This is a genomic window from Streptomyces sp. NPDC020489 (assembly GCF_044386545.1).
Classification (GTDB): domain Bacteria; phylum Actinomycetota; class Actinomycetes; order Streptomycetales; family Streptomycetaceae; genus Streptomyces.
The window spans coordinates 137,959-159,969 of sequence record NZ_JBIRUZ010000014.1 but is presented as its reverse complement, the minus strand read 5'-3'; the positions used below and the strand labels follow the sequence as shown (position 1 = coordinate 159,969).

Here is a 22,011-nt window from a genome sequence, read left to right as displayed (position 1 = left end):
GCACGTGCCACAGGACGACTACGACTACGACGTCATCGTCGTGGGTTCCGGATTCGGCGGCTCGGTCAGCGCCCTTCGCCTCACGGAGAAGGGCTATCGCGTGGGTGTCCTGGAGGCGGGCCGCCGCTTCACCAGGCAGACCCTCCCGAAGAACTCCTGGGACATCAAGAACTACCTCTGGGCCCCCCGGCTCGGCATGTACGGCCTCCAGCGCATCCATCTGCTGGGCAACGTCATGGTCCTGGCCGGCGCGGGCGTCGGCGGCGGTTCGCTGAACTACGCCAACACCCTCTACGTACCGCCGACCCCGTTCTTCCAGGACCCGCAGTGGCGTGACATCACGGACTGGGAGGAGGAGTTGAAGCCGTACTACGACCAGGCCCAGCGCATGCTCGGCGTCCGGCTCAACCCGACGATGACCCCGTCCGACGTCCATCTGAAGGCCGCCGCCCAGCGGATGGGCGTGGGTGACACCTTCCACATGGCCCCGGTCGGCGTGTTCTTCGGCGACGGCAAGGACGCCGACGGGACGACGAGGGCGAAGCCCGGCGAGACGGCCGACGACCCCTACTTCGGTGGCGCCGGCCCCGCCCGCACGGCGTGCAGCGAGTGCGGCGAGTGCATGACTGGCTGCCGGCACGGCGCGAAGAACACGCTCAACGAGAACTACCTCTACCTCGCCGAGAAGGCGGGCGCGGTGGTGCACCCCCTGACGACGGTGGTGTCGGTCACCGACGACTCGCAGGGCGGGTACGCGGTCACCACCCTCCCCACGGACCAGCGGCGCAGGGCCAAGGGGCGGACCTTCAAGGCCCGCCGGGTCGTCCTCGCCGCCGGCACCTACGGCACCCAGACCCTGCTGCACCGGATGAAGGCCGGCGGCCAACTGCCGTACCTGTCGGACCGGCTGGGCGAGCTGACCCGCACCAACTCCGAGGCGCTGGTCGGCGCGCAGACCGACAACCGGCGCTATCGCAAGGCGACGGGGGAGAAGCGGGTCGACTTCACGCGCGGGGTCGCCATCACGTCCTCCATCCACCCGGACCCCAACACCCATATCGAGCCGGTCCGTTACGGCAAGGGCTCCAACTCGATGGGCAGCCTGTCCATCCTCCAGGTCCCCTACGCCGAGGGCTCCTCGCGCGTCCTCGGCTGGATGGCGAACGCGGCCCGGCACCCGGTGCAGGTCCTGCGGTCCCTGTCCAACCGGCGCTGGTCGGAGCGGACCATCATCGGCCTGGTGATGCAGTCGCTGGACAACTCCCTGACGACGTACCTGAAACCGGACGGCGTCGGCAAGGGCCTGCTCACCGCCCGGCAGGGCCACGGCAGCCCCAACCCCAAGCAGATCAGGGCCGCTTCGGAGGGCGCCGCCGCGATCGCGGCCGAGATCAACGGCTTCGCGGGCTCCAACGTCGGCGAGTTGATGGGCACCCCGCTCACCGCGCACTTCCTCGGCGGCTGCCCCATCGGCGCCGACGCCGAGGAGGGCGTGATCGACCCGTACCACCGCCTCTACGGCCACCCCGGCATCTCGGTCGTCGACGGCGCCGCGGTCTCGGCGAACCTCGGAGTGAACCCGTCCCTGACCATCACCGCGCAGGCCGAGCGGGCGATGTCGTTCTGGCCCAACAAGGGCGAGGCCGACCCGCGTCCGGCGCAGGGAGCGGCGTACGAGCGCCTGAAGCCGGTCGAGCCGCAGGCGCCGGTGGTCCCGGCGGAGGCGTTCGGCGCGCTGCGGCTGCCGTTCCTCGGGATACCGGCCGTACCGCCGAAGAAGTAGCGCCCGCCCGCACGAGCGCGACATCGCGCGCACAAAGGAAAGAAGGACCTGCGTCCCCCTCCGAACGCAGGTCCTTCTCTCTGTCTTGCGGCAGGCTCCGGCGCGGGGCCTCAGCCCTGCGCACCGACCTTGCGGCGGCGCATCGCGAACACGGCACCGGCGCCGGCGACGATCGCGACACCGCCGACGAGACCGATGGTCGGCAGCGCCGAGCTGGAGCCGGTGTCGGCGAGGTTGCCCGTCGGCAGCTCGGAGACGTCACCCTGCGGCTTCTTCACCGAGTCCTTGGGGCCGTTGTCGCTCGGGTCGGCGTCGCCCGGGTTCGGGTTGGGCGTACCGGCCTTGAGGACCGTGAAGTCGTACTGGGCCCAGCCCTCGGCGATGCAGTCCTGGCCGTCGACGTTGTCCAGGTAGGCGCCGGAGCCGAAGGAGTAGGCGTCACCGGCCGGGGCCTTGGCGTCGATGCTGACGCGCAGGGCGACCGACTTGCTCTTGCCGGCCTTGAGCGCGTCGACGTAGAAGAAGTAGTCACCGGCGTAGGTCTCGTCGCCGATGCGGTCCCAGGTGCCCGTCTCGGGGTTCTTGAACTCCAGGTCGACGTAGCGGCTGAGCCACTTCGACTCGTCGATCTCGTAGTTCTCGACCTCGGCGTAGAACGCGACGCCGTCGACCGTGGTGCCGGAGTCGTTGGTGACGGTCAGGTTGAAGTTGTGGAAGCCGTCACCCGCGACGATCTTGCCCGGCAGGCCCTTGATGTCCGCGGACACCTTGGGGTCCGCGTGCTCGCCGTCGAGCTCGTCGCAGTACGGGACGTCCGGGTCGGTCGGCTCCTCGCTCGGCTCGGCGGAGTCGGTGGGCTCGGGGTTCTCCGGGTCGCTCGCCGTGGCGGTGGGCGAGCCGGTGTCGGTCGCCGTGGCGGTGGCCGTCGCCGTGTCGGTCGGGAGCGCGGTGTCCGTGGGCAGCGCGGTGTCGGTCGGCAGCGCGGTGTCCGTCGGGGTCGGCTCGGCCGTGTCGGTCGGCGTGCTGGTGACCGTGTCGGTGGGAGCCGGAGTCGTCTCGTCCGCGAACGCGACAGGCGCGGACAGCAGCGCGAGAGGGGCTATGACAGCCGACGCGGCCGCTGCGGCCATGGCACGGCGAAGCTTCATGAAAGACCTCAGGAAGTCCGGTGTGCTGCTGCGCAGCACGCGAGTGGGGCGGGTTCCGCCCCGCGTGTGGGGCGCGGGTGTGGCCCTTGGTTCGCCTGGTTTGATTCGTGAAGCCTGTGAATGGTTGCCCCTGCATTCACACAAAACTTATATGGCCTGAGTCACACCTTGATTGCGCTTGTGAAAGAGCTTTCTCTGCCCATAGAACTGCCGTCGTGTCTGACAAGCCCTCCGAGGACTCCTCCTCGTCACCCGACGCCCCCGACGACATCTGGGCCCAGTTCGCCCGCGCCAACGAGAAGGACGCCCCGAAGGAACCCTCCGCCCGCGCCCGCATGGTGACCGAACGGCTCCGGCAGCAGGAGGCCCGGGGCGACGCGCCCGAGGGCTGGCGCACGGGCCCACCGGTGCTGGAGAGGAGGCGCGGCCGGGCCGTCTGGAAGATCCTCGGCGTCCTCCTCGCCATAGCCGTGGCCGTCGTGGCGCTCAAGCCGTCCCTGATACCGGGCGACCCCTTCGGCAGTGGCGACCCCGGCTCCGGCTCGCCGCTCCCCGACGAGACCGCGGCCCCGACCGCCCCGCCCGCCACCGGGGCGCCCGCGACCCCCACCCTGGACGACCCCTTCGCCGGGTCCCCGGCCAAGCGCTGGGCCGACGGGCGGGCCGGCATCCTCGCGCCGAAGGCGGAGGCGGTCGGCGGCCGGTCGAAGGCGGAGGTCGCCGAGGCCCTGCGGATGACCCGCGAACTGCTGATCGACGCGAACCTGGACCCCGCGACCCTGCGCGGCGGGCGCCCCGAGAAGGCGCTGGCCGTCCTCGACCCGAAGCAGCCGGACGTCCTCTCCGGACTGACGGCCGGTCTGAGCGAGCCGACCGAGAAGCACGACCCGCTGGCGATGTTCACCCGCTTCGACCCGGACGAGGTCCGCACCGTGGGCGACGTCGTGAAGACCCGCGGCCGGATCACCTTCGAGGCGGGCCGGGGCCGGGCCGTCGCCGTCCACGCCGACTACACCTTCGTCTACCCGGTGGTCCGCACCGACGGCTCGACCGAGGTGACCCGCATCATCGTCCGCCGCGTCCTCGACCTCGAACTGTCCGACCCGGCCACGTACGACGTCACCCCCGGAAAGCTCACCGTCGTGCGCTACGACCGGGACGCCGGCAACTCGGCCTGCGACGTCCACGACGGCTGGTTCCACCCGCGGTTCCCCTCGGAGTCCGGCCCGAGCGCGCCGCCGTCCGGCCCGACCAGCGACCCGTACGACCGCAGCAAGGACATCCGCCGGGACCAGGACTGCGGGACGGTCACCCGCGTCTGACCGCGACCGTCCGGCACGCCGGGCGCGCGGGGGAAGGGCCCCGCGTGCCGGCACCCTGGGCGTACGGCGAAGGGCCCCGCGGGACGGATCCGCGGGGCCCTTCTGTCGTCGGCACCGGCGTCAGGGCAGCGCCGGTGCCTCGGGGGAGCGGCGCCGGGGGTCGCGCCGCCTGCCTCGCATGCCCGGGGTCGGTGGCCCGGCGCGGCCGGGGCGCACGGCTGGTACCGACCTCCGGCAGTGCGGGGGGACAAAGGCAATGAGGGCGTCCACAAGGGGACTTGGGCTGCCGGGCAGCGTGCTGTACGGGTCCGGCCACCGCAACCGTTTCGCCCGGCCTGGCAGGTGTTGCTGTACTTTGCCCGGTAGCTGTTGTGCAGGTTCCGTCGGCCGGCCCCGGGCGTCCCCGGAGCCGACCGTTCTCTTGGGTGACCGGGCTGCTGTCCCCTGCCGTCCGGTCACTTGTCTGGAGCGAGGTCCCACGACGCACGGCGATCCGTACGTCTCATCGCTCCAGCGAGCCACGCGTGGTTCTCTCGGGCCCGCCCCTGGCTGGCGCGGACACCCCACCAACGAAGCGGTTCCCGTCCCGGTCACGCGCCGTACGGGTGAGACGGGGGCCGAACTCAGATGCGACCCCGGCACAGTTCGAGCAGCGTCATCGCGAGGGACGTGCCCGGCCTGCCCAGCGCGTCGCTGTAGTGCCCGAGGACCTGCATCTCGCGGGAGAGGTTCACCCGCCGGCCGCCGGAGGTGATCCGGGCCTCCTGGACGACGGCGGACACGGCCATCCGTTCCTGGATCAGACCGATGATCCGGTCGTCGAGCGCGTCGATGCGTTCACGGGCGCCGGCGATCACCTCGGCGGCCTCGGGGGTACGGGCGCCGGTCACGTCGATGGCGGTCATGGAGGGCTCCTTCGTCGGATCTGGTGTCGGGCGCAGGAGCCCCGGAGCGGCAAGATCCGGAAGGAGACGACAGACGCCCCGGACCTTGTCGGCCCGGGGCGCCTGGGAAGTCGCTTGTCAGTAGCTCAAGCAGCACGACCATGGCAGCCGGCGGGCCGGGTGCCATAGGTAAACAGGAAGGTCGGGTGCGTGAGCATGGCAGCAGTATGCCGCGCCTCCCGGGGGCGTCCAACCCGGTTCGCATCCTGAGACGAGGGTCGCGCGGGATCGCCCCGGGTACGGCGCCGCCGGGCCCGGTAGACTCGGCCTCACACACCCCTCGCTCACCGCCGGAAGGCAACCCGTGTCATCAGCGAACCCCGCCGCCGCTCCCGACACCGTCCTGGTCGTCGACTTCGGCGCGCAGTACGCCCAGCTCATCGCCCGTCGCGTCCGCGAGGCGCGGGTCTACAGCGAGATCGTGCCGAGCACCATGCCGGTCGCGGAGATGCTCGCCAAGAACCCGGCGGCGATCATCCTCTCCGGCGGCCCCTCGTCGGTGTACGCGGAGGGCGCCCCGCGCCTGGACCGCGAGATCTTCGAGGCCGGCGTCCCCGTCTTCGGCATGTGCTACGGCTTCCAGCTCATGGCCACCACCCTCGGCGGCACCGTCGACAACACCGGCGCCCGCGAGTACGGCCGTACGCCCCTGCACGTGTCGAAGTCCGGCTCGACCCTCTTCGAGGGCACCCCGGACGAGCAGTCGGTGTGGATGTCCCACGGCGACGCCTGCTCCGCCGCCCCCGAGGGCTTCACCGTGACCGCGTCCACGGACGTCGTCCCGGTCGCCGCCTTCGAGAACGACGACAAGAAGCTCTACGGCGTCCAGTACCACCCCGAGGTCATGCACTCCACGCACGGCCAGCAGGTCCTGGAGCACTTCCTGTACCGGGGCGCCGGTCTGAAGCCGGACTGGACCACGGGCAACGTCATCGACGAGCAGGTCGCCGCGATCCGCGAGCAGGTCGGCGACAAGCGGGCCATCTGCGGTCTGTCCGGCGGCGTCGACTCGGCGGTGGCCGCGGCCCTCGTCGCGCGCGCCATCGGTGACCAGCTGACCTGCGTGTACGTCGACCACGGTCTGATGCGCAAGGGCGAGACCGAGCAGGTCGAGAAGGACTTCGTCGCCGCGACCGGCGTCAAGCTGGTCGTCGTCGATGCCGAGGAGCGCTTCCTCACCGCGCTCAAGGGTGTCTCGGACCCCGAGGAGAAGCGGAAGATCATCGGCCGGGAGTTCATCCGGGTCTTCGAGCAGGCCCAGGCCGAGATCATCGCGGACGAGGGCCCGGCGGTGGAGTTCCTCGTCCAGGGCACCCTCTACCCGGACGTGGTCGAGTCCGGTGGCGGCACCGGCACCGCCAACATCAAGTCCCACCACAACGTGGGCGGCCTGCCGGAGGACCTCGAGTTCCAGCTGATCGAGCCGCTGCGCAAGCTGTTCAAGGACGAGGTCCGGATGGTCGGTCAGGAGCTCGGCCTGCCGGAGGAGATCGTCCAGCGCCAGCCGTTCCCCGGCCCCGGCCTCGGCATCCGGATCGTCGGCGAGGTCACCAAGGAGCGGCTCGACCTCCTGCGCGACGCCGACGCCATCGCCCGCGAGGAGCTCACCGCGGCCGGCCTCGACCGGGACATCTGGCAGTGCCCGGTGGTCCTCCTCGCGGACGTCCGCAGCGTCGGCGTCCAGGGTGACGGCCGCACCTACGGCCACCCGATCGTGCTGCGCCCGGTGTCCTCCGAGGACGCCATGACCGCCGACTGGTCGCGCCTGCCGTACGAGGTGCTGGCGAAGATCTCGACGCGGATCACCAACGAGGTGGCCGACGTGAACCGGGTCGTGCTCGACGTGACGTCGAAGCCGCCGGGCACCATCGAGTGGGAGTAGGCCTCGTCCGAGGCACACCGGCTCAGGTGCGCTTGATCACGCGCACCGGCTCACCGGGCTTCCAGACCTGGACGACCAGGTACGTGTCGTCCTCGACGTAGGTCCGCACGACCTCCGTCAGCTCGGTGCGGAAGAGGTGGAACGGCTCCGGCGGTTCCACCTCTTCGCCGTACCTGGCCTTCGTCGCGGCGTCATGGACCTCGATCGCCCGCCCGCTGATCCGCACATCGCCGCCGCCCATCCCCTGCCCCTCCCCGGGGTTCGCCTGCAAGGCGAAACGCGCGTCCCGGGCCAGGTCGAGCACCTTGAGGGAGCCCGGCATCATGCCGAGCCACAGCTCGCCCTTCAGGAAGCGGACCTCCAGGCCGCTCGTGCGGGGGGAGCCGTCCTTGCGGAGCGTCGCGAGGACATGGTGCGTGAAGGCGCCGAAGCGCTCCTCGACGCGCTGGGCGAGCTCGGGCTCGGCGTCGGTGAAGGTCGACCAGTTCGCTGTCATACGACGAGTGTGGCGCCGATACCCGACAGCCGCTGTCCGCTATTGCGCGGGGTTCGGCACCGGACGCACATACCGCTCCCGGCCCAGGTCGTCCCGCACCTGCGCGCACCCGGCCGCCGTCAGCTGCGCGGCGAGCTTCGCGCGGCGGACCGTGTTCACGCGCAGCGCGCCGAGCAGGAACGCCGGCGTCAGCACCGCGAGCGGGAGCAGCACGGCGTACACGCCGGTCAGCAGCGCCAGCAGCAGGAACAGGACACCGGAACCCCAGCCGATGGTCAGCAACTGCCTGCGGTTGCCGGCCTCCACCAGGGCGTCGTACTTGATGATCGCCACGATCAGATCGACGTCCGCCTGCGCCTCGGGCACCGGGGTGAGCGAGTTCAGGTACATACCCGGCACCGGCCCGCCCGCTCCCACCTGCGGGAACGCGGCGATGTTCGCCGCGGCGCGCTGCTGGGCCCAGGGCTCGGGGGAGCGCACGAGGTGGACGTGCAGGATCTTGTGGCGGCCGACGAGGCGGACCCCGGCGTAGCGGAAGCCGAAGCACTCGGCGACGTACACGAGCGCGCCGAAGGTCTTGTGCTCCGCGAAGGGATGGACCAGCTCGACATGGTCCTGGGTCGCGAGCTGCCGCATGAGAGAGCTGAGGTGACGTTCGACGAGACTCAAGGAGAACTCCGGGATGGCTGAAAACAGGTGCTGAACTTCTCGTTCCGCACCACAGACCCCTGAGCACCGGGAACGGTTGTGCACGGCATCGTTACCTCACACGCCTGTTCTCCCGCCCTGACCGACGGTAACTTCCGCCCCGTAGAGCAACCGCAGTGCTGGAGGACAGATGCACGGGACGTACGGGCCCAAACCGCCGACACCCCTGCCCACCGACCGCCTCCAGTTCGCCATGCCGCCGATGCACGAATCGGTCGAGGACGAACGCCGGCACCGCAGGGAGCGGCTCGCCGGCGCGCTGCGGATCTTCGGGCGGATGGGCTTCGAGGACGGCGTGTCCGGGCACATCACCGCACGCGACCCGGAGTTCAGCGACTGCTTCTGGGTCAACCCGTTCGGTATCCCCTTCAAGCACGTGACGGTCAGCGACCTGGTCCTCGCCAACGCCGAGGGACAGGTGATCGAGGGCCGCTATCACGTCAACCAGGCCGCCTTCACCGTCCACGCCCAGGTCCACGCCGCCCGGCCCGACGTCGTCGCCGTCGCCCACTGTCACTCGGTGCACGGCCGCGCGCTCGCCGCGCTCGGCGACCTCCTGGACCCGATCACCCAGGAGAGCTGCGCCTTCTACGAGGACCACGCCCTCTACGACGCCTACACCGGGGTGGCCGTCGACGCCGCCGAGGGCCGCCGGATCGCCGCCGCCCTCGACTGCCGCAAGGCCCTCATCCTGCGCAACCACGGCCTGCTGACCGTCGGGGACTCGGTCGACGCCGCCGCCTGGTGGTTCCTGTCCATGGAACGCTCCTCGCAGGTCCAGCTGACCGCCCGGGCGGCGGGACGGCCGGTGCTGATCGAGCACAAGGCCGCCGTGGCCACCCGGGAACAGGCGGGCGGGGACCTGGTGGCGTGGATCAACTACCAGCCGCTGTGGCAGGACATCAGCCGGAGCGAACCGGACCTGCTGAGCTAGCGAGCCGCGTCAGCCCTCAGAAGCCGCGCAGCACCGCCGCCTTGGTCCTCGCGAACTCCTCGTCCGTGAGCACGCCGTCGCGATGCAGCTCGCCCAACTCGCGCAATCTGCGCAGGAGTACGTCGTGATGGTCGGGCCGGTCGGACCGGTCGGTCTGCGAGGCCCGCGCGGCCTGGGGCGGGACGGCCGCCGGGAGGTGGCGGGGGGACTCCTCCCCGGCGTTCCCGGTACGGGTCGAGGGGTGGGGGAGACGGGCGGTGACCGCGGTGGCGACCAGCGCCGTGAGCAGGTCGCGGCGGGCGCTGCCCCACAGGTCGAGGGCGTAGGGGTCCTTCTCCGGCGGCAGCTTGGAGAACACCGTCTCGCGGGTCACGAACCGCAGGAAGCCGTCCTCGTAACCGGAGTTGGGCAGCCACTCGACACCCACGAGGTCGTCCACCGCGATGATCCGCGGCCCCGTCGCCCGCTTGACCCGCTCCGAGGTGTCCGACCAGTCGATACGGACCGTCAGACCGTCGAAGGAGACCGTCCCGTCGGAGGACCGCACCGAGACCGGGACGGGTGGACCGGCCAGCAGGTACGCCCGCGTCGGCTCCTTGGGGACCCCGTCCAGCAGCAGCGCCCGGCGGATCTCCTCCGCCATGTACTCGGCCACCCCGGACCGGTCGATGTCCACCAGCAGCCGATACGGATCCGCCGCGTCCGGCAACCGCCCGCCCGTCGCCTGGAGCAACGGGTCCGCGCCCTCGCGCAGCCGCATCCGCAGCCGCCCCCGCTTGCGCTCGGGTTCGTAGACGACGCTCGAGACGGCCTCCAGAGGCACCGTGATCTCGCCGTACGTCTGCCGGAACAGCGGCACGGAACGATGGAGTCCCGGCGTGATCCTGACCGTCGTGCCGTCGAAGGCCCAGGTCCCGTCGCGCTGGATGATCTCGGCCATAGGGAAATTCTCGCAGCCGGGTCAACACGGCGGCCCGGGCTTCACCCGCCCTGACCAGACCTGCCGGACCGGCGCCCAGTGGCGTAGGGCACAATTCGCTGTCATCGCACGGGAGTTGCCGGGCGGCCGCCGAGGGCTCGGCAGAGGCCGCGACACATGGAGATCGCGGGGAAGGCGGGCGTCGGAGGTGGCGGTGCAGGAGGCGAGACAGAGCGCGGAGACAGGCGCGCACGGAGGCGGCTGCACCTGCGGGGACTGCCCGCACGGAGCGCGGGAGGGCCATCGGCGGGCCGTCGCCGCATTCCTCCTGAAGCGGGACGAGTTCGCCGCCGGACAGGGCCTCCCCGCCGCCGTGGCCCACTCCGCCTCCGCCTCGCGGCAGTGGGTCTCGGAGGAGCTGACCCAGTCCGCGGAGGCCGTCGCCGCACGCGGCCGCGCCGAGGGCGAGGCCTGGCTGGCCCGCCTGTGGCGCCGCACCGCGTACACCGTGTGGGCCGGCGTGGTCCTCCTGCTGCTCGTCCAGGCGCTGACGGCCATCGGCACGGGCTGGAGCACCGCCCGCACGGCCGGACTGCTGGCCGGGCTGGTGACGGCCGGCGCGCTGACGGCCGCCTCCTGGTTCCACCGGGCCCGCGGCGGCGCGCTCGCGCCCGTGATCGGCGAGGACAACCGCCTCTCCACCTCGCGCGCGGTCGCCGTGTCCTGGGTGCTGTTCGTCGCCTACGCCGTGCTGGTCCTGGCCGGCCGCCTCGCCGCCGCCTCCTCGCCGAAGGAACGCGACGCGCTGATCTCCGGGCTCGACCTCACGCGCGGCGCCGGCGTGGTGACCGTCCTCGCCGTGGTGTGCGCGATCGCGGTCCTGGTACGGCGCGTGATCGGCCTGCGCGTCCTGGGCCAACGGCTCCAGAAGGTGCGCGCCGACCGGCCGCGCGCCGCGGACCTGCTGACGGACGACGCCGGCCGCGGCACCTTCGCCGACATCCAGTACGTCGTCATCAGCGCCGTCGCCCTGCTGTTCGCCGCGGTCCGGCTGGCCCGCCGCCCCGACCAGCTCCCCGATCTGCCCTGGGGCCTGGCCGTCGTCGTCCTGGTCTCCGCGGCGACCTACGTCGCCGGGAAGTACGCCGAGGGCGGCCGACCGGTCATCCTCTCCGTCGTCCGCGCCCGTGAGGCCGGCGACCTCGACGGCCCCATCCGCACCGGCGACGACATCGAGATCCGCGGCGCCGGTTTCGTACCCCCGGGCGCCCAGAGCGCCGACCGCCTCTCCCGCATGACGGTCCGCGTCGGCACCGTCCACGTCCACGTCCCGCTCGTCCCGGTCCCCGGCGGCTTCAGCAACCCGACGGACGCCGTCCTGACCGTGCCGGTCCCGGCCGACGTGGAACCGGGGCGCGTGGAGGTGCAGGTGATCACGGCCGCCGGGGTGGAGACGAACCGGTACGCGATCGATGTGACGGACTGAGGGGCGCGGGCACCGAGCACGCCAGATCCGGGCCCCCGCCCGACCCCGCGCCCGGCCCGGGTAAAACGGTCGCGCCGGCATTGAGCGGCCCTCCCCACTCGTGCGTATCGTCTGTCGAGGGGCCACGGCACGCTGGGTTGAGAGGCGGCTCGGAGCGATGACGCACAGCTTCCGTACGGACACGCACACCCCCGACCACGACGGCGACCGCAGCCGACGGGACACCGCCGGCCGGTACGCCCTGCTCCCCCTGCGACTCTTCCTCGGCGTCACCTTCATCTACGCCGGCCTGGACAAGATCACCGACAGCGCCTTCATGAAGTCCTCCGGCGCGGGCTCCATCGGCGAACAGATGCGCAACGTCCGGGACTCCGCGGCGATCCCCGAGATGATCGACATGGCCCTGAAGAGCCCGGTCGGCTTCGGTTACGCCATCGCCCTCGGTGAACTCGCCGTCGGCATCGGCACCCTCCTCGGCCTCCTCACCCGCCTGGCCGCCCTCGGCGGAGCCCTGATCTCCCTGAGCCTGTGGCTGACGATGAGCTGGGCGGCGGACCCGTACTACTACGGGAACGACCTCATCTACCTCATGGCCTGGCTCCCCCTGGTCCTGGCGGGCGCGCCCTACCTCTCCGTGGACGCGGCGCTGAGAGCCCGGCGGCGAGAACGGGCAGTGGGGTACTAGAGACCCGGCGCGTCCGACCGCCGGGTGCCTGGTCCGGGTGGGCGTCTGGTCCGCTCGATACGACTGGTCCGCTCGATGCGACAAGACCGGCGCCGTCTGCCTTGCCGGACTCCACATCACCGCCCCTCGACTGGTCGGCGAGGCGATCCGAAACGGACGTTCCCGTGCTGTCAGTGGCCGTTGATAACGTGCTCCGTCCAGTCGTGGAGTTCATGAAGGGGCGGGGTACGTGCGCAATGTGACATGCCATCAGGTCGGCGAGAAGCGGTTGGCCGAGGCGCTCGACGACATCCGCGGGCGGGCCTTCGCGCGATGGCACTGGCTGCGGTACGGCAGCATCTCGCCGGCGCTGATCCGGGACATGGCGGACGAACTGCTCGACCATGTCGCCGCGCGCACGGTGACGGAGCCGGGGCTCGACGCCGCGGCCGGCACGGTAGCCGTCACCGCCGCGGAGTGTGTGCACGGCGTGCTCAGCATCATGTGCTACCCGGGCGGGGACCAGGAACTCCGGTTCCCCCTCCTCGGCAAGCGGATCAGCACGGACCCGGACGACGACGAGTTCGGGGACGGGGGCATCACCTTCCAGGACGTCGTCAAGGAGGCGCCCACCGCGCGGACCTGGCTCGACACGTTCGAGATGTGCGTCGTCAGCGGGCACGTGTGGGACTGGGAGCGGGTCACCGGGCTGCTGCTGCGCGGTGACTACGCGTCCGCCATCCGGGACGGCGTGCCCTACAACAAGTACACCTCCGTCTCCGACCCCGCCGACCTCGCCGCCATGGACGCCCTGTGCCTCTACCTCACCGAGGCGGCCGGGCATCTTCCCCGCGACTGGCCCAAGGTTCCGCTGCGCAAGCCGGACGCCGGGGAGCTCACGGAGGCCGCCCGGCGGCTCGACGAGGTCGGCGACGCGTTGAGCGCGGACCAGCGGCTGCTCCGCGTACTCCTGGACGACGACCAACAGGCCTTCGAGGACGCCCTCGTCGCCCGGCTGGTCGCGTACCGGGAGAGTGTCGAGGCCGAGGCCGGTGATCCCGCGCCCCGGTCCCTGCTCCCCCTCGGCGCCCTCTCCCTGGCCTGTCTCGCCGTCCAGGTCCACGGGTGGGAACTCGGTGTCCGGTCCGGGTATCTGCCGCACGGCCTGCTGGGATCACCGCACGCCCTGCGCCGGGCGGCGGAGGGGCACCGGAACGGCTTGGGCTGCTGGGGCGCCGAGTAGGTCGGGTCGCCTGGGGTGCGGGCGGGGGTTTGGCCCGACAGTCAGGACATCGGCGCGGGATGGACCCGTCCCCGGGGTCGGGCCTGGCGGGTCCCGGGCCGGGTGTGGCCTTGCGGGGTGGCGGGGTGGCGTGGTGGCGGGGTCGCGGGAGGTTCGTCGGGTGAGGTTGGCCGGGTGAGCAGGGTGTGTGGGCCGCTCCCTGGCGGTGGCTCGCTGGAGACGGTCGGTCGCGAGCCCCCTGCCGGCCTGGCCCAGGAGGGCTGAACAACCGGGCGGCGGCGGTGCTCGCGATCGCCCGGCTCCGCTTGCCCCACCAGGGCCGAACTGCTCCCTCGAACAGCGCCGACCGTCTGGCTCAGCTCGGTATCTCCGTCTCGCCCCCCGCTGCCGTGCCCGGAGTCGGCGGAGTGCGTCGGCGGATGGCGCGGGTCAGGAGGCCTGCGGTGGCCGCCAGGAAGAGGCCGCCCGTGACCAGGGGGATGACCGCGAACCACGGTGTCTCCCAGGCGCCACCCGCGTCACCGGCGTAGAGGATGCCGGCCAGGGTGAGGGAGAGGCCGGCGAGCAGTGTGCCGGGGCGGAACTCATGACGTAGCACGGCTCACCTCCGCCTGGCCGACGCCGACCTGGAGGTCGAGGTCGAAGGTGCCGGAGGACTTGGTGCCCTTGGGCGGTGTCAGGGTGACCTCCTTGTACTTGCCCGGTGCCACGTCCACGTCCTCCTGGTTGTCGCCCGGGAGCTGGATGTCGCCCACCCCGACGTCGATGGTGACCTTCACCGTCGCGTCGCGCGGCACGACCACCTTGAGCTTGCCCACACCCACCTCGGCCCTCGCGCTCAGGGTCTGTCCCCGGGTGACGTCCAGCTTGGTCAGGTCCAGGGTCCCGACGCCGGTGCCGAGGTCGTACTTCTGCCGCACGTCAGCCACCGCGACCGGCCGCCAGGTCTCCTCGACCCAGTGCGTGCCGATGTCCTTGGGCAGCGCGGCCGAGCCGGCGAGCAGCCCTGCCGTGAGCACCGCCAGGAAGATCGACCCCGCTCCCGTGCGCCCGAGGAACGAGCTGAGCGCTATGCCGAGGCCGATGACCATGAGGGCACAGGCCAGGCCGGTCTGGAGGCTGGTGCCGAGCGGGTGCCCGTCCCACGTCAGGCCGGTGCCGAGACCGCCCGCGAGGAGGGCGAACAGGAACACCCAGCCGCCGATCCAGCGAGGGCCGCGGTTCCTGGGCGGCTGGGGGTGCGTGACGCGGGTGGGGACGCGGCCCTCGGTGTACGTGCCGCGCGCGATGTTGACCGCTGCCATGACGTCCCGGTCGCGGGAGTCGCGGGGCCCCCACAGATAGCCGGTGCCGCCCTCGTGTGTGCCGTCCTTGACGATGGGGTCGCGCCACCAGGAGGGGTATCCGGCGGGGACGGGCGGCGCCTTGGCCTCCGGCGGGGCGTCCGCGGCGGCCTGCGCGGCCAGCGGGTCGGTGTCGGGGGCGCCGCGGCGGCGCGACCAGTACCCGGCGCCGGCCAGCAGGAGGGAGAGGACGACGGCGAAGGTGAGGACCCCGCCGTTGTTCAGCAGGGTCAGGAACACCCCGCAGCCGACCAGCGCGAACAGCACGGCGGTCAGGGCCTGGCCGTCGACGCGGCCGGTCAGCAGCTTGCGGACCTCGTTCTCCTCCTCGTCGTCGTAGGGCACGAACAGCCAGGCGAAGCCGTAGAAGATGAGGCCGATGCCGCCGGTCGCGGAGAGCACGGCGAGCGTGATGCGGAAGATCACCGGGTCCATGTCGTACTGCCGCCCGAGCCCCGCGCACACCCCGGCGAGCACCTTGAACCGCCGGTCACGCCGGAACCTCTCGGGAGGCGCGGGGGCTCCGGCCGGAACGGGTCCCTCGGCACCCGCGTCGGACGGGGTGCCGGGGCCAGCGCCGGCCAGGGTGCCAGAGGTGGCAGAGGGGTCTGGGGTGCCGGACGCCGTGGCGGTCCAGCCGCCCCTCCCCGTCCCCGTTTCCGCCCCCGTGCCCGCCCGCGCACCCGCCCGCTCGTGCGCGCGCGGTTCCTCACCTGCGCCGGTCGCGGTGGGCACGGCGGACGAGGCACCCTCGTCGGGTGCCGGGTCCGCGGCGTGCTGGTGATCTGTCATGTGTCCATGGTGACGGGCGAGCCGCTCCGATGGGAGTCGGAGCGACCCTGGCCGGACCCTGATATCGCCCCTGAGCCGGCGCCGGGGAAGCGTTCGACGGCCCGACGTTTCTGCACGTGTCGAAGATCAGGGGCGTCTAGGGGACGGACCCTGATGCCCCGGCATCCGCGCCGTGTGACCATCGATGGCATGCCGGAAGCCGCAGCAGCGCCACTCGTCGAACCGCGGCCGCCGCGCAAGCTCTACCGCAGCAGTGACGGACGCTGGCTCGGTGGTGTGGCGCGGGGGCTCGCCGGGCATCTCGGGCTGCCGGTGATCTGGGTGCGGCTCGTCTTCGTGGGCCTGTTCATGGCGGACGGGCTCGGGGCCCTGCTGTACGCCGCGTTCTGGTTCTTCGTGCCGCTCGGGATCGGCGGGGTCGGGGTCGGTGGGGAGAAGCCGCCCTCCCTCGTCACCGCGGAGACCTCGCCGGACGGCCGCCGCAGACTCGTCGCGCGCCGGCCCGACAAGGGCCAGATGGTCGCCCTGCTGCTGATGGTCGTCGTGGCCATGGTCTTCGTGGGCAACGTCAATCTGGACGCCGGTGCCAAGGCCTACCTCTGGCCCGCAGTGCTCGTCGGCGCCGGTGTGGCCCTGGTCTGGCGGCAGGCCGACAACGCCCGCCGGGCCCGTTGGGTCGAGGTCGGCCGCCGCAGGCGCACCCTCAGCCTGTTGCGCGCCGCGGGTGGTGTCCTGCTGGTCACGGCCGGGGTCTCCGGCATCTTCGTCCTTCAGGGCTCCGCAGCCCACCTCGGCTCGGTCCTCCAGGCGGCCCTCGCGGTCCTGGTCGGCATAACGCTCCTCGCCGGCCCCTACCTCGTGCGCATGACCCAGGACCTCTCCGAGGAGCGCCTGATGCGTATCCGCGCCCAGGAGCGCGCCGAGGTCGCCGCCCATGTGCACGACTCCGTGCTGCACACCCTGACCCTGATACAGCGCAACGCGGAGAACGCGAGCGAGGTGCGCCGCCTGGCCCGGGCCCAGGAGCGCGACCTGCGGACCTGGCTCTACAAACCGGAGGGCACCGGCAAGGACGAGGCCGACGAACCCACCACCCTCGCCGAGGCGGTGCGGCGCAACGCCGCGGAGGTGGAGGACAAGCACGGCGTGCCCATAGAGGTCGTCATCGTCGGTGACTGCCCGCTCGACGAGAAGATCGGTCCGCAGATGCAGGCCGCGCGCGAGGCGATGGTGAACGCCGCCAAGTACGGTGGCGAGGGCGGCGCGGTTCAGGTCTTCGCCGAAGTCGAGGGGCGGACGGTCTTCGTGTCGGTCCGGGACCGCGGGCCCGGCTTCGACCTCGACTCGATACCCGGCGACCGCATGGGTGTCAGAGAATCGATCATCGGCCGCATGGAGCGCAACGGCGGTACGGCCCGGTTGCGGGCGGTGCCGGACGGCGGCACGGAGGTCGAGCTGGAGATGGAGAGGGCGGAGAAGACGTCATGAGCGACGAGGCGAACGACACGGCGGAGGCCACCGACAGCGCGGGCGGGCGCAGGGTGCGCGTGGTCCTCGTCGACGACCACCGGATGTTCCGTACGGGCGTGCAGGCCGAGATCGGCCGGACGGAGGAGACCGGTGTCGAAGTCGTCGGCGAGGCGGCGGACGTCGACCAGGCGGTCACGGTCATCACCGCGACCCGGCCCGAGGTGGTCCTTCTCGACGTCCATCTCCCGGGCGGCGGTGGCGTCGAAGTCCTGCGCCGCTGCGCTCCGTTGATGGCCGACGCCGAGCAGCCGGTCCGCTTCCTCGCCCTGTCCGTCTCGGACGCGGCGGAGGACGTGATCGGCGTGATCCGCGGCGGTGCGCGGGGATACGTCACCAAGACGATCACCGGCAAGGACCTGGTCGACTCCGTCTTCCGGGTCCAGGACGGGGACGCGGTGTTCTCGCCGAGGCTGGCCGGCTTCGTGCTGGACGCGTTCGCCTCGACGGACGCCCCGCCGGTGGACGAGGACCTCGACCGGCTCACCCAGCGCGAGCGGGAGGTGCTGCGGCTGATCGCCCGTGGCTATGCCTACAAGGAGATCGCCAAGCAGCTGTTCATCTCGGTGAAGACGGTCGAGTCCCATGTCTCGGCGGTGCTGCGGAAGTTGCAGCTGTCGAACCGTCATGAGCTGACCCGGTGGGCCACGGCACGACGGCTGGTGTGAGGCGCGCGGGTCCGGTCACGGAGGCGGCCGTTCCCGCTCGCTGAGGACACAGAGTGATCTCGTGGCAGTGGAAAGGACCGTTCCGTCCCTGTCGGGGTTCTCGAGTGAGCGGCCTCACCGCTGCGGCGCATCGGGTCACACCACCCGGGTCGCCCCCGCGAACGGCATCTCGTCGAGCGGTGCGACGCGTACCGGTGCCGAGGGGTTCGGGGCGTGGACCATCTGGCCGTTGCCGACGTAGATGCCGACGTGGCTGATGGCGGAGTAGAAGAACACCAGGTCGCCCGGCTGGAGTTCGGATCGGGAGACGCGGCGGCCGGCGCCGATCTGGGCGTAGGTGGTGCGGGGCAGGGAGATACCGGCGGAGCGGTAGGCGGCCTGGACGAGGCCGGAGCAGTCGAAGGCGTCGGGGCCGGTGGCACCCCAGACATAGGGGCTGCCGAGCTTGGAGTAGGCGTAGGAAACGGCGGCCGCGGCGCGGGAGTTGGGGGCCTGGACGCCACTGGCGGCGCCTCCGGCCACGGCTCCGGCCGCGGTGAGTCCGTCCCGCGTTCCGGTCCCCGCGCGGGACGCGTGCCGTACGTCGGTCGTCCGGTCCTCCTCCGGCAGCCGGGAGAGCAGTTGCCGTGCCGCGTCCAGCTTTCCGGTGATCGTCTTCTTGTGCCGCTTCAGCTCCGCCTGCCGTGACTTGAGCGAAGACAGTTCGACATGGGCGGCGCCGCGCAGTTGCTCGATCTCCCGCAGCTGCCTGCGCACGCTGGTGACGGAGGCCGCCTGCCGGGTGCCCGCCCGCTCGACGAACTCGGCGCCGTCGAGGTAGCGGTCGGGGTCGGCGGAGAGCGCCAGTTGCAGCGCGGGGTCGAGACCGCCGTCGCGGTACTGTGCCGCCGCCATCGAACCCAGCGCGTCCCGCTCCGAGTTGAGCCTGTCCGTCTTGCGTGCCGCCTCGTCCCGCAGCGACTTCAGCCGCGTCTCGGCCGCGTCCGCCTTCTCCTTCGCGCCGTTGTACTTCTCGGTGGCGACCTCCGCCTCCTGGTACAGCTTGTCCACCTTCGCCTTGACCTGCGCCGGGGTCAGGTTCGGCTCGGCGTGTCCGGTCCCGTCGAAACCGGTCGCGGTCGCCGCGCCCGCGAGGGCGATCGTCGCCGCGGTACGGGCCGTGGTGCCGCCGGCCGAGCGCTGCCTGGGCTTGCGGTGCGCTGCCACGTGGACTTGCACGTCCTTTCGTACGACCGCCTGGTTCGGGTGGGACCGCCCCGGACGTGCTGTGGGCCGTACGGGCGCCAGGGGAGCGGACGCACGGCCCGCCCGGGGCGGTTCACGCGTCCGGCGGCGGCCCGCACAGGGGGAGCGGGCCGCCGCCGGATTTTCTCGGCGGTGGTGTCCGACTGCCGCCCCTGGCCCGGGCGGCGGTGGGGAGCCGGTCACCTGGGGAAGGACGCTAAACCTGACGGTGTCGCCGCGGTAACGGGATGCGCGGAAGTGGTCCGAGGGGACCGCCGGGTGACCGCATGCGACCGTGATTCCGTTCTCGTGCCGTCGACTTCACGCAGGGTGATGACCGAAGTGCGGATTCCGGGACGGGTGGGGGTGCCGGAGTGCTATGGGGCGCATATATGCAAGAGCGTGACGGCAGCGACAGCGACAGGTAGCAGCGGCAGCGGCAGGGCGGTGTAGGGCGGCTCAAGCGTCTCTGGCTAGGCTCCGGCCCCATGGACGTACTCATCCATCTCTTCGTGGGCCTGCACATCATCGGCATCGCCTCGCTGCTCGGCGGCTTCCTCACCCAGATGAAGGCCATGGGTCAGGGCACCGCCCGCTTCGTTCCGGCGATGCTGCACGGCGCGCTCACCATGCTGGTCACCGGTGTGATCCTGGTCGGCCTGAACCAGGCGGACGACCAGTCCGTCAACAACGTGAAGATCGGCATCAAGCTGGCCCTGCTGGTGGTGATCCTCGGCCTCGTCTATGTGAAGCGGGACGACGAGAAGGTGGAGAAGGGGCTGTTCGGGCTGGTGGGCGCGCTGACCATCGCGGACATCTTCATCGCGGTGCTCTGGACGTGAGTCCTCGCGGGACTCTGGACCTGGTCGGAGCAGCGGCGCGGATCTGAGTAGTTGCGCTCATGACACCCGGCCCCCCGTCCCGCGAGACTCTGCCCATGCCCTTCGGAAGACCAGCCACAGCTGCCCCAGCCGTCACGGCCGCCGTAGTCGCCGCCCTCCTCGCGCTCACGGTGACCGCGTGCGGAAGCCAGAAGGGTGGTGTGGGGGCGCAGTCGAGCCCCGGCGCGCGCTCGGGCAGCGCCTCGCCCTCCTATCCGCCCCCGCCCCGGTGCGCCCAGGCCGCGAAGACGCCAGTGGCGGTGCCCTCTTCGCCGAGCCCCCGTGCCGACACCGCCACGCCGGAGGAGAACATCGATCAGCCCCCGAACTACGCCGACAACCACGCGTACCGCATGCGGGCCTCACTCAGCGCGGAGCAGCAGGCCAGCGGTCAGGCGTCGGCGGAACTCATCCTCGCGGAGCTGGCGAAGGTCAGGAAGGAGGGCGGTTCGGGGGAGTACGGGAGCTTCGGCGACGAGCGCGTCGAGGCGGCGCTGGCGCGCCTCGGCTGCGGCGAGGAGCACGGGGTCTCCGTCGGGAACGGCTACTACGCCGTCTACACGGGCGTCGTGTGCGTGTCGGGACGGGTGACGAAGGACGAGCTGACCGGCGAGGTGCACGGCGTCTACGCCGAGCCGCAGCCCGGCGAGGGGCCCTGTGTCGAGAACCGGGGAGGTCACTGACCCAGGGCCGTGTACCGCGTCAAGCCGGCCGCACCACGCTGTGGATCGCCGACTCACCGTCGTAGAAGAGGGACTCCTCGCGCACGTACGCCCCCGGCTTCGGCGCGTGGATCATCTTGCCGTTGCCGATGTAGATGCCGACGTGGGTGACGTCGTCGTAGAAGAAGACGAGGTCGCCGGGCCGGGCGTTGGCGAGGGAGACCGTGGTGCCGGCGTTCACCTGGTCGTAGGTGGTGCGCGGCAGGGAGATGCCGGCGGCGTTCCAGGCGGCCTGGGTGAGGCCGGAGCAGTCGTAGGAGTCGGGGCCGGTGGCGCCCCAGACGTACGGCTTGCCGATCTGTGAGCGGGCGTACGCGAGCGCCTTCTCGGCCTTGGTGGCGTACGAGGGGTCCGTGGTCTGCGAGGAGTCCGGGCTCTGCGAGGGGGAGGAGGACGACGAACCGCCCGTCGACTCCTTCTCCGCCGCCTCCTTCTCCGCCGCCTTCTGCTCGGCCGCCTGCTGCTTCGCCAGCTCCGCGGCCTTGCGGGCGGCCTCCTGCTGCTTCTCCTTCTCGATCGCCGCGAGCCGCGCCTTCTCCTCGGCGGTCAGCCGCGACAGCAGCTCGCGCGCGTCGGAGAGCTTCTTCTGGACGGTCGCCTTGGCGGTCTTGAGGTCGCTCTGTGTGTCGGTGAGCGTCTTGAGGCTCTGGGTGGCCTCCTGACGCTTCTTCATCGTCGCGGCCTGCTCGGTGACGTAGTCGTCGACCGCGCCCTTCTGGCGGGACGTCATACGGCCCATCAGCTGCGTCTGGTCGAAGTAGTCCTGCGGGGAGTCCGCGAGCAGGAAGGTCGCCGTGTCCGGCGCGGAGGCGCCGGTGCGGTACTGGGCCGCGGCGAAGGTGCCGAGCTCCTCGCGGGCCTCGTTGAGCTTCTGGGTGCGCTCGGCGACGTCGTCGAGGAGGGTGTCGACCTCCTTGCGCTGCTTGGCGGTCTTCTCCTTGGTCGCGTTGTACTTCTCGGTCGCCGACTCCGCCTGGCGGTAGAGGTCGTCGACCTTCTTCTCGACCTCCTCGATGCTCGGCTTGTCGTCGGTCGAGGGGGCGGCGGTGGCCGTCTGGGAGAGCAGCGCCACGGAGGTGAGGGCGGCGGTGGCGAGAGCGGGGGTGCGTATGCCTGCCACGCGCGTACCCGCGGCGGACGGCTTGCGGTGCGACGCCAAGGTCGGCGACTCCTTCCATGCTCCGCCTACCGAGTTAGCTGTCGGGTTCGGGCGGGTGCTTCGGAAGGTGTGCCCTACGGCCGTCCCCGGAGGGGAGTGGGGCCGATTCACCCCGGATCGGTGTGGGTCCCCGGCTCCGGCTGCCTGGACAGGCGCACCGGACTCG

At 71.6% G+C, this 22,011-nt stretch carries 20 protein-coding genes and 1 riboswitch; of the genes, 11 read left to right on the top strand and 9 right to left on the bottom strand.

What is annotated here, in order from left to right:
- The first annotated feature begins 4 nt into the window (after nt 1–4).
- Nucleotides 5–1,783 carry a GMC oxidoreductase gene (locus tag ACH41F_RS32350; protein WP_398838687.1) on the top strand — a complete coding sequence of 593 codons (1,779 nt, stop codon included), beginning with the start codon at nt 5–7 and terminating at the stop codon, nt 1,781–1,783.
- Nucleotides 1,784–1,893: 110 nt separating this feature from the next.
- On the opposite strand, the gene ACH41F_RS32345 is transcribed toward ACH41F_RS32350, so the two are convergent.
- Nucleotides 1,894–2,931: an LPXTG cell wall anchor domain-containing protein gene (locus ACH41F_RS32345; RefSeq protein ID WP_398838685.1), complete on the bottom strand. Its 1,038-nt coding sequence runs from the start codon at nt 2,929–2,931 to the stop codon at nt 1,894–1,896.
- A 215-nt stretch (nt 2,932–3,146) separates the two neighbouring features.
- On the opposite strand from ACH41F_RS32345, the gene ACH41F_RS32340 reads away from it, so the two are divergent.
- The gene (locus tag ACH41F_RS32340) at nt 3,147–4,253 is read left to right on the top strand and encodes a hypothetical protein (RefSeq protein ID WP_398838683.1); all 1,107 of its coding nucleotides are present in this window, start codon (nt 3,147–3,149) and stop codon (nt 4,251–4,253) included.
- 623 nt (nt 4,254–4,876) lie between these two features.
- Here ACH41F_RS32340 and ACH41F_RS32335 read toward each other — a convergent pair.
- Entirely contained in the window at nt 4,877–5,158 is a 282-nt protein-coding gene (locus tag ACH41F_RS32335) for a chorismate mutase (protein WP_391234541.1), read from the bottom strand.
- A gap of 343 nt (nt 5,159–5,501) precedes the next feature.
- Here ACH41F_RS32335 and guaA point away from each other — a divergent pair, with 343 nt between their 5' ends.
- A complete protein-coding gene (gene guaA, locus ACH41F_RS32330) occupies nt 5,502–7,079 on the top strand; it encodes a glutamine-hydrolyzing GMP synthase (protein ID WP_391234543.1) in 1,578 nt (525 codons plus the stop codon).
- Nucleotides 7,080–7,101: 22 nt separating this feature from the next.
- On the opposite strand, the gene ACH41F_RS32325 is transcribed toward guaA, so the two are convergent.
- A complete protein-coding gene (locus ACH41F_RS32325) occupies nt 7,102–7,575 on the bottom strand; it encodes a pyridoxamine 5'-phosphate oxidase family protein (protein WP_391234545.1) in 474 nt (157 codons plus the stop codon).
- Nucleotides 7,576–7,614: 39 nt separating this feature from the next.
- On the bottom strand, nt 7,615–8,244 hold the full coding sequence (locus ACH41F_RS32320) for a hypothetical protein (protein WP_398838681.1): 630 nt from the start codon (nt 8,242–8,244) through the stop codon (nt 7,615–7,617).
- 169 nt (nt 8,245–8,413) lie between these two features.
- On the opposite strand from ACH41F_RS32320, the gene ACH41F_RS32315 reads away from it, so the two are divergent.
- Nucleotides 8,414–9,217 carry a class II aldolase/adducin family protein gene (locus tag ACH41F_RS32315; protein ID WP_391234548.1) on the top strand — a complete coding sequence of 268 codons (804 nt, stop codon included), beginning with the start codon at nt 8,414–8,416 and terminating at the stop codon, nt 9,215–9,217.
- Between the two features lie 16 nt (nt 9,218–9,233).
- Here the strand turns inward: ACH41F_RS32315 and ACH41F_RS32310 are convergent, their stop codons facing one another.
- The gene (locus tag ACH41F_RS32310) at nt 9,234–10,157 is read right to left on the bottom strand and encodes a DUF4429 domain-containing protein (protein ID WP_391234550.1); all 924 of its coding nucleotides are present in this window, start codon (nt 10,155–10,157) and stop codon (nt 9,234–9,236) included.
- 187 nt (nt 10,158–10,344) lie between these two features.
- On the opposite strand from ACH41F_RS32310, the gene ACH41F_RS32305 reads away from it, so the two are divergent.
- The 3 genes from ACH41F_RS32305 to ACH41F_RS32295 all read left to right on the top strand — a co-directional run bounded on the left by ACH41F_RS32305 (nt 10,345) and on the right by ACH41F_RS32295 (nt 13,529).
- A complete protein-coding gene (locus tag ACH41F_RS32305; protein ID WP_391234552.1) occupies nt 10,345–11,622 on the top strand; it encodes a hypothetical protein in 1,278 nt (425 codons plus the stop codon).
- 157 nt (nt 11,623–11,779) lie between these two features.
- Nucleotides 11,780–12,307 (top strand): DoxX family membrane protein, encoded by a 528-nt coding sequence (locus ACH41F_RS32300; protein WP_398838678.1) that lies wholly within the window; start codon nt 11,780–11,782, stop codon nt 12,305–12,307.
- A 229-nt stretch (nt 12,308–12,536) separates the two neighbouring features.
- Nucleotides 12,537–13,529: an immunity 49 family protein gene (locus tag ACH41F_RS32295; RefSeq protein ID WP_398838677.1), complete on the top strand. Its 993-nt coding sequence runs from the start codon at nt 12,537–12,539 to the stop codon at nt 13,527–13,529.
- 355 nt (nt 13,530–13,884) lie between these two features.
- Here the strand turns inward: ACH41F_RS32295 and ACH41F_RS32290 are convergent, their stop codons facing one another.
- Together ACH41F_RS32290 and ACH41F_RS32285 are read right to left on the bottom strand one after the other, a co-directional pair.
- Nucleotides 13,885–14,127: a hypothetical protein gene (locus ACH41F_RS32290; RefSeq protein ID WP_398838675.1), complete on the bottom strand. Its 243-nt coding sequence runs from the start codon at nt 14,125–14,127 to the stop codon at nt 13,885–13,887.
- A complete protein-coding gene (locus tag ACH41F_RS32285) occupies nt 14,114–15,664 on the bottom strand; it encodes a PspC domain-containing protein (protein WP_398838673.1) in 1,551 nt (516 codons plus the stop codon). The genes ACH41F_RS32290 and ACH41F_RS32285 overlap by 14 nt, the downstream gene beginning before the upstream one ends.
- A gap of 189 nt (nt 15,665–15,853) precedes the next feature.
- On the opposite strand from ACH41F_RS32285, the gene ACH41F_RS32280 reads away from it, so the two are divergent.
- Complete coding sequence (locus ACH41F_RS32280) at nt 15,854–17,152, top strand: PspC domain-containing protein (RefSeq protein ID WP_391234563.1); 1,299 nt, start codon at nt 15,854–15,856, stop codon at nt 17,150–17,152.
- The gene (locus ACH41F_RS32275) at nt 17,149–17,859 is read left to right on the top strand and encodes a LuxR C-terminal-related transcriptional regulator (RefSeq protein WP_391234565.1); all 711 of its coding nucleotides are present in this window, start codon (nt 17,149–17,151) and stop codon (nt 17,857–17,859) included. The genes ACH41F_RS32280 and ACH41F_RS32275 overlap by 4 nt, the downstream gene beginning before the upstream one ends.
- Nucleotides 17,860–17,994: 135 nt before the next feature.
- Here ACH41F_RS32275 and ACH41F_RS32270 read toward each other — a convergent pair whose 3' ends face one another.
- Nucleotides 17,995–19,065 carry an NlpC/P60 family protein gene (locus tag ACH41F_RS32270; protein ID WP_398838670.1) on the bottom strand — a complete coding sequence of 357 codons (1,071 nt, stop codon included), beginning with the start codon at nt 19,063–19,065 and terminating at the stop codon, nt 17,995–17,997.
- A gap of 506 nt (nt 19,066–19,571) precedes the next feature.
- Here ACH41F_RS32270 and ACH41F_RS32265 point away from each other — a divergent pair.
- Nucleotides 19,572–19,925 (top strand): hypothetical protein, encoded by a 354-nt coding sequence (locus ACH41F_RS32265; RefSeq protein WP_391234569.1) that lies wholly within the window; start codon nt 19,572–19,574, stop codon nt 19,923–19,925.
- Nucleotides 19,926–20,020: 95 nt separating this feature from the next.
- Nucleotides 20,021–20,647 (top strand): hypothetical protein, encoded by a 627-nt coding sequence (locus tag ACH41F_RS32260; protein WP_398838669.1) that lies wholly within the window; start codon nt 20,021–20,023, stop codon nt 20,645–20,647.
- Nucleotides 20,648–20,666: 19 nt separating this feature from the next.
- On the opposite strand, the gene ACH41F_RS32255 is transcribed toward ACH41F_RS32260, so the two are convergent.
- Entirely contained in the window at nt 20,667–21,845 is a 1,179-nt protein-coding gene (locus ACH41F_RS32255; RefSeq protein ID WP_398838668.1) for an NlpC/P60 family protein, read from the bottom strand.
- An 8-nt stretch (nt 21,846–21,853) separates the two neighbouring features.
- Nucleotides 21,854–22,010: riboswitch (cyclic di-AMP (ydaO/yuaA leader) on the bottom strand.
- Nucleotide 22,011 lies beyond the last annotated feature (1 nt).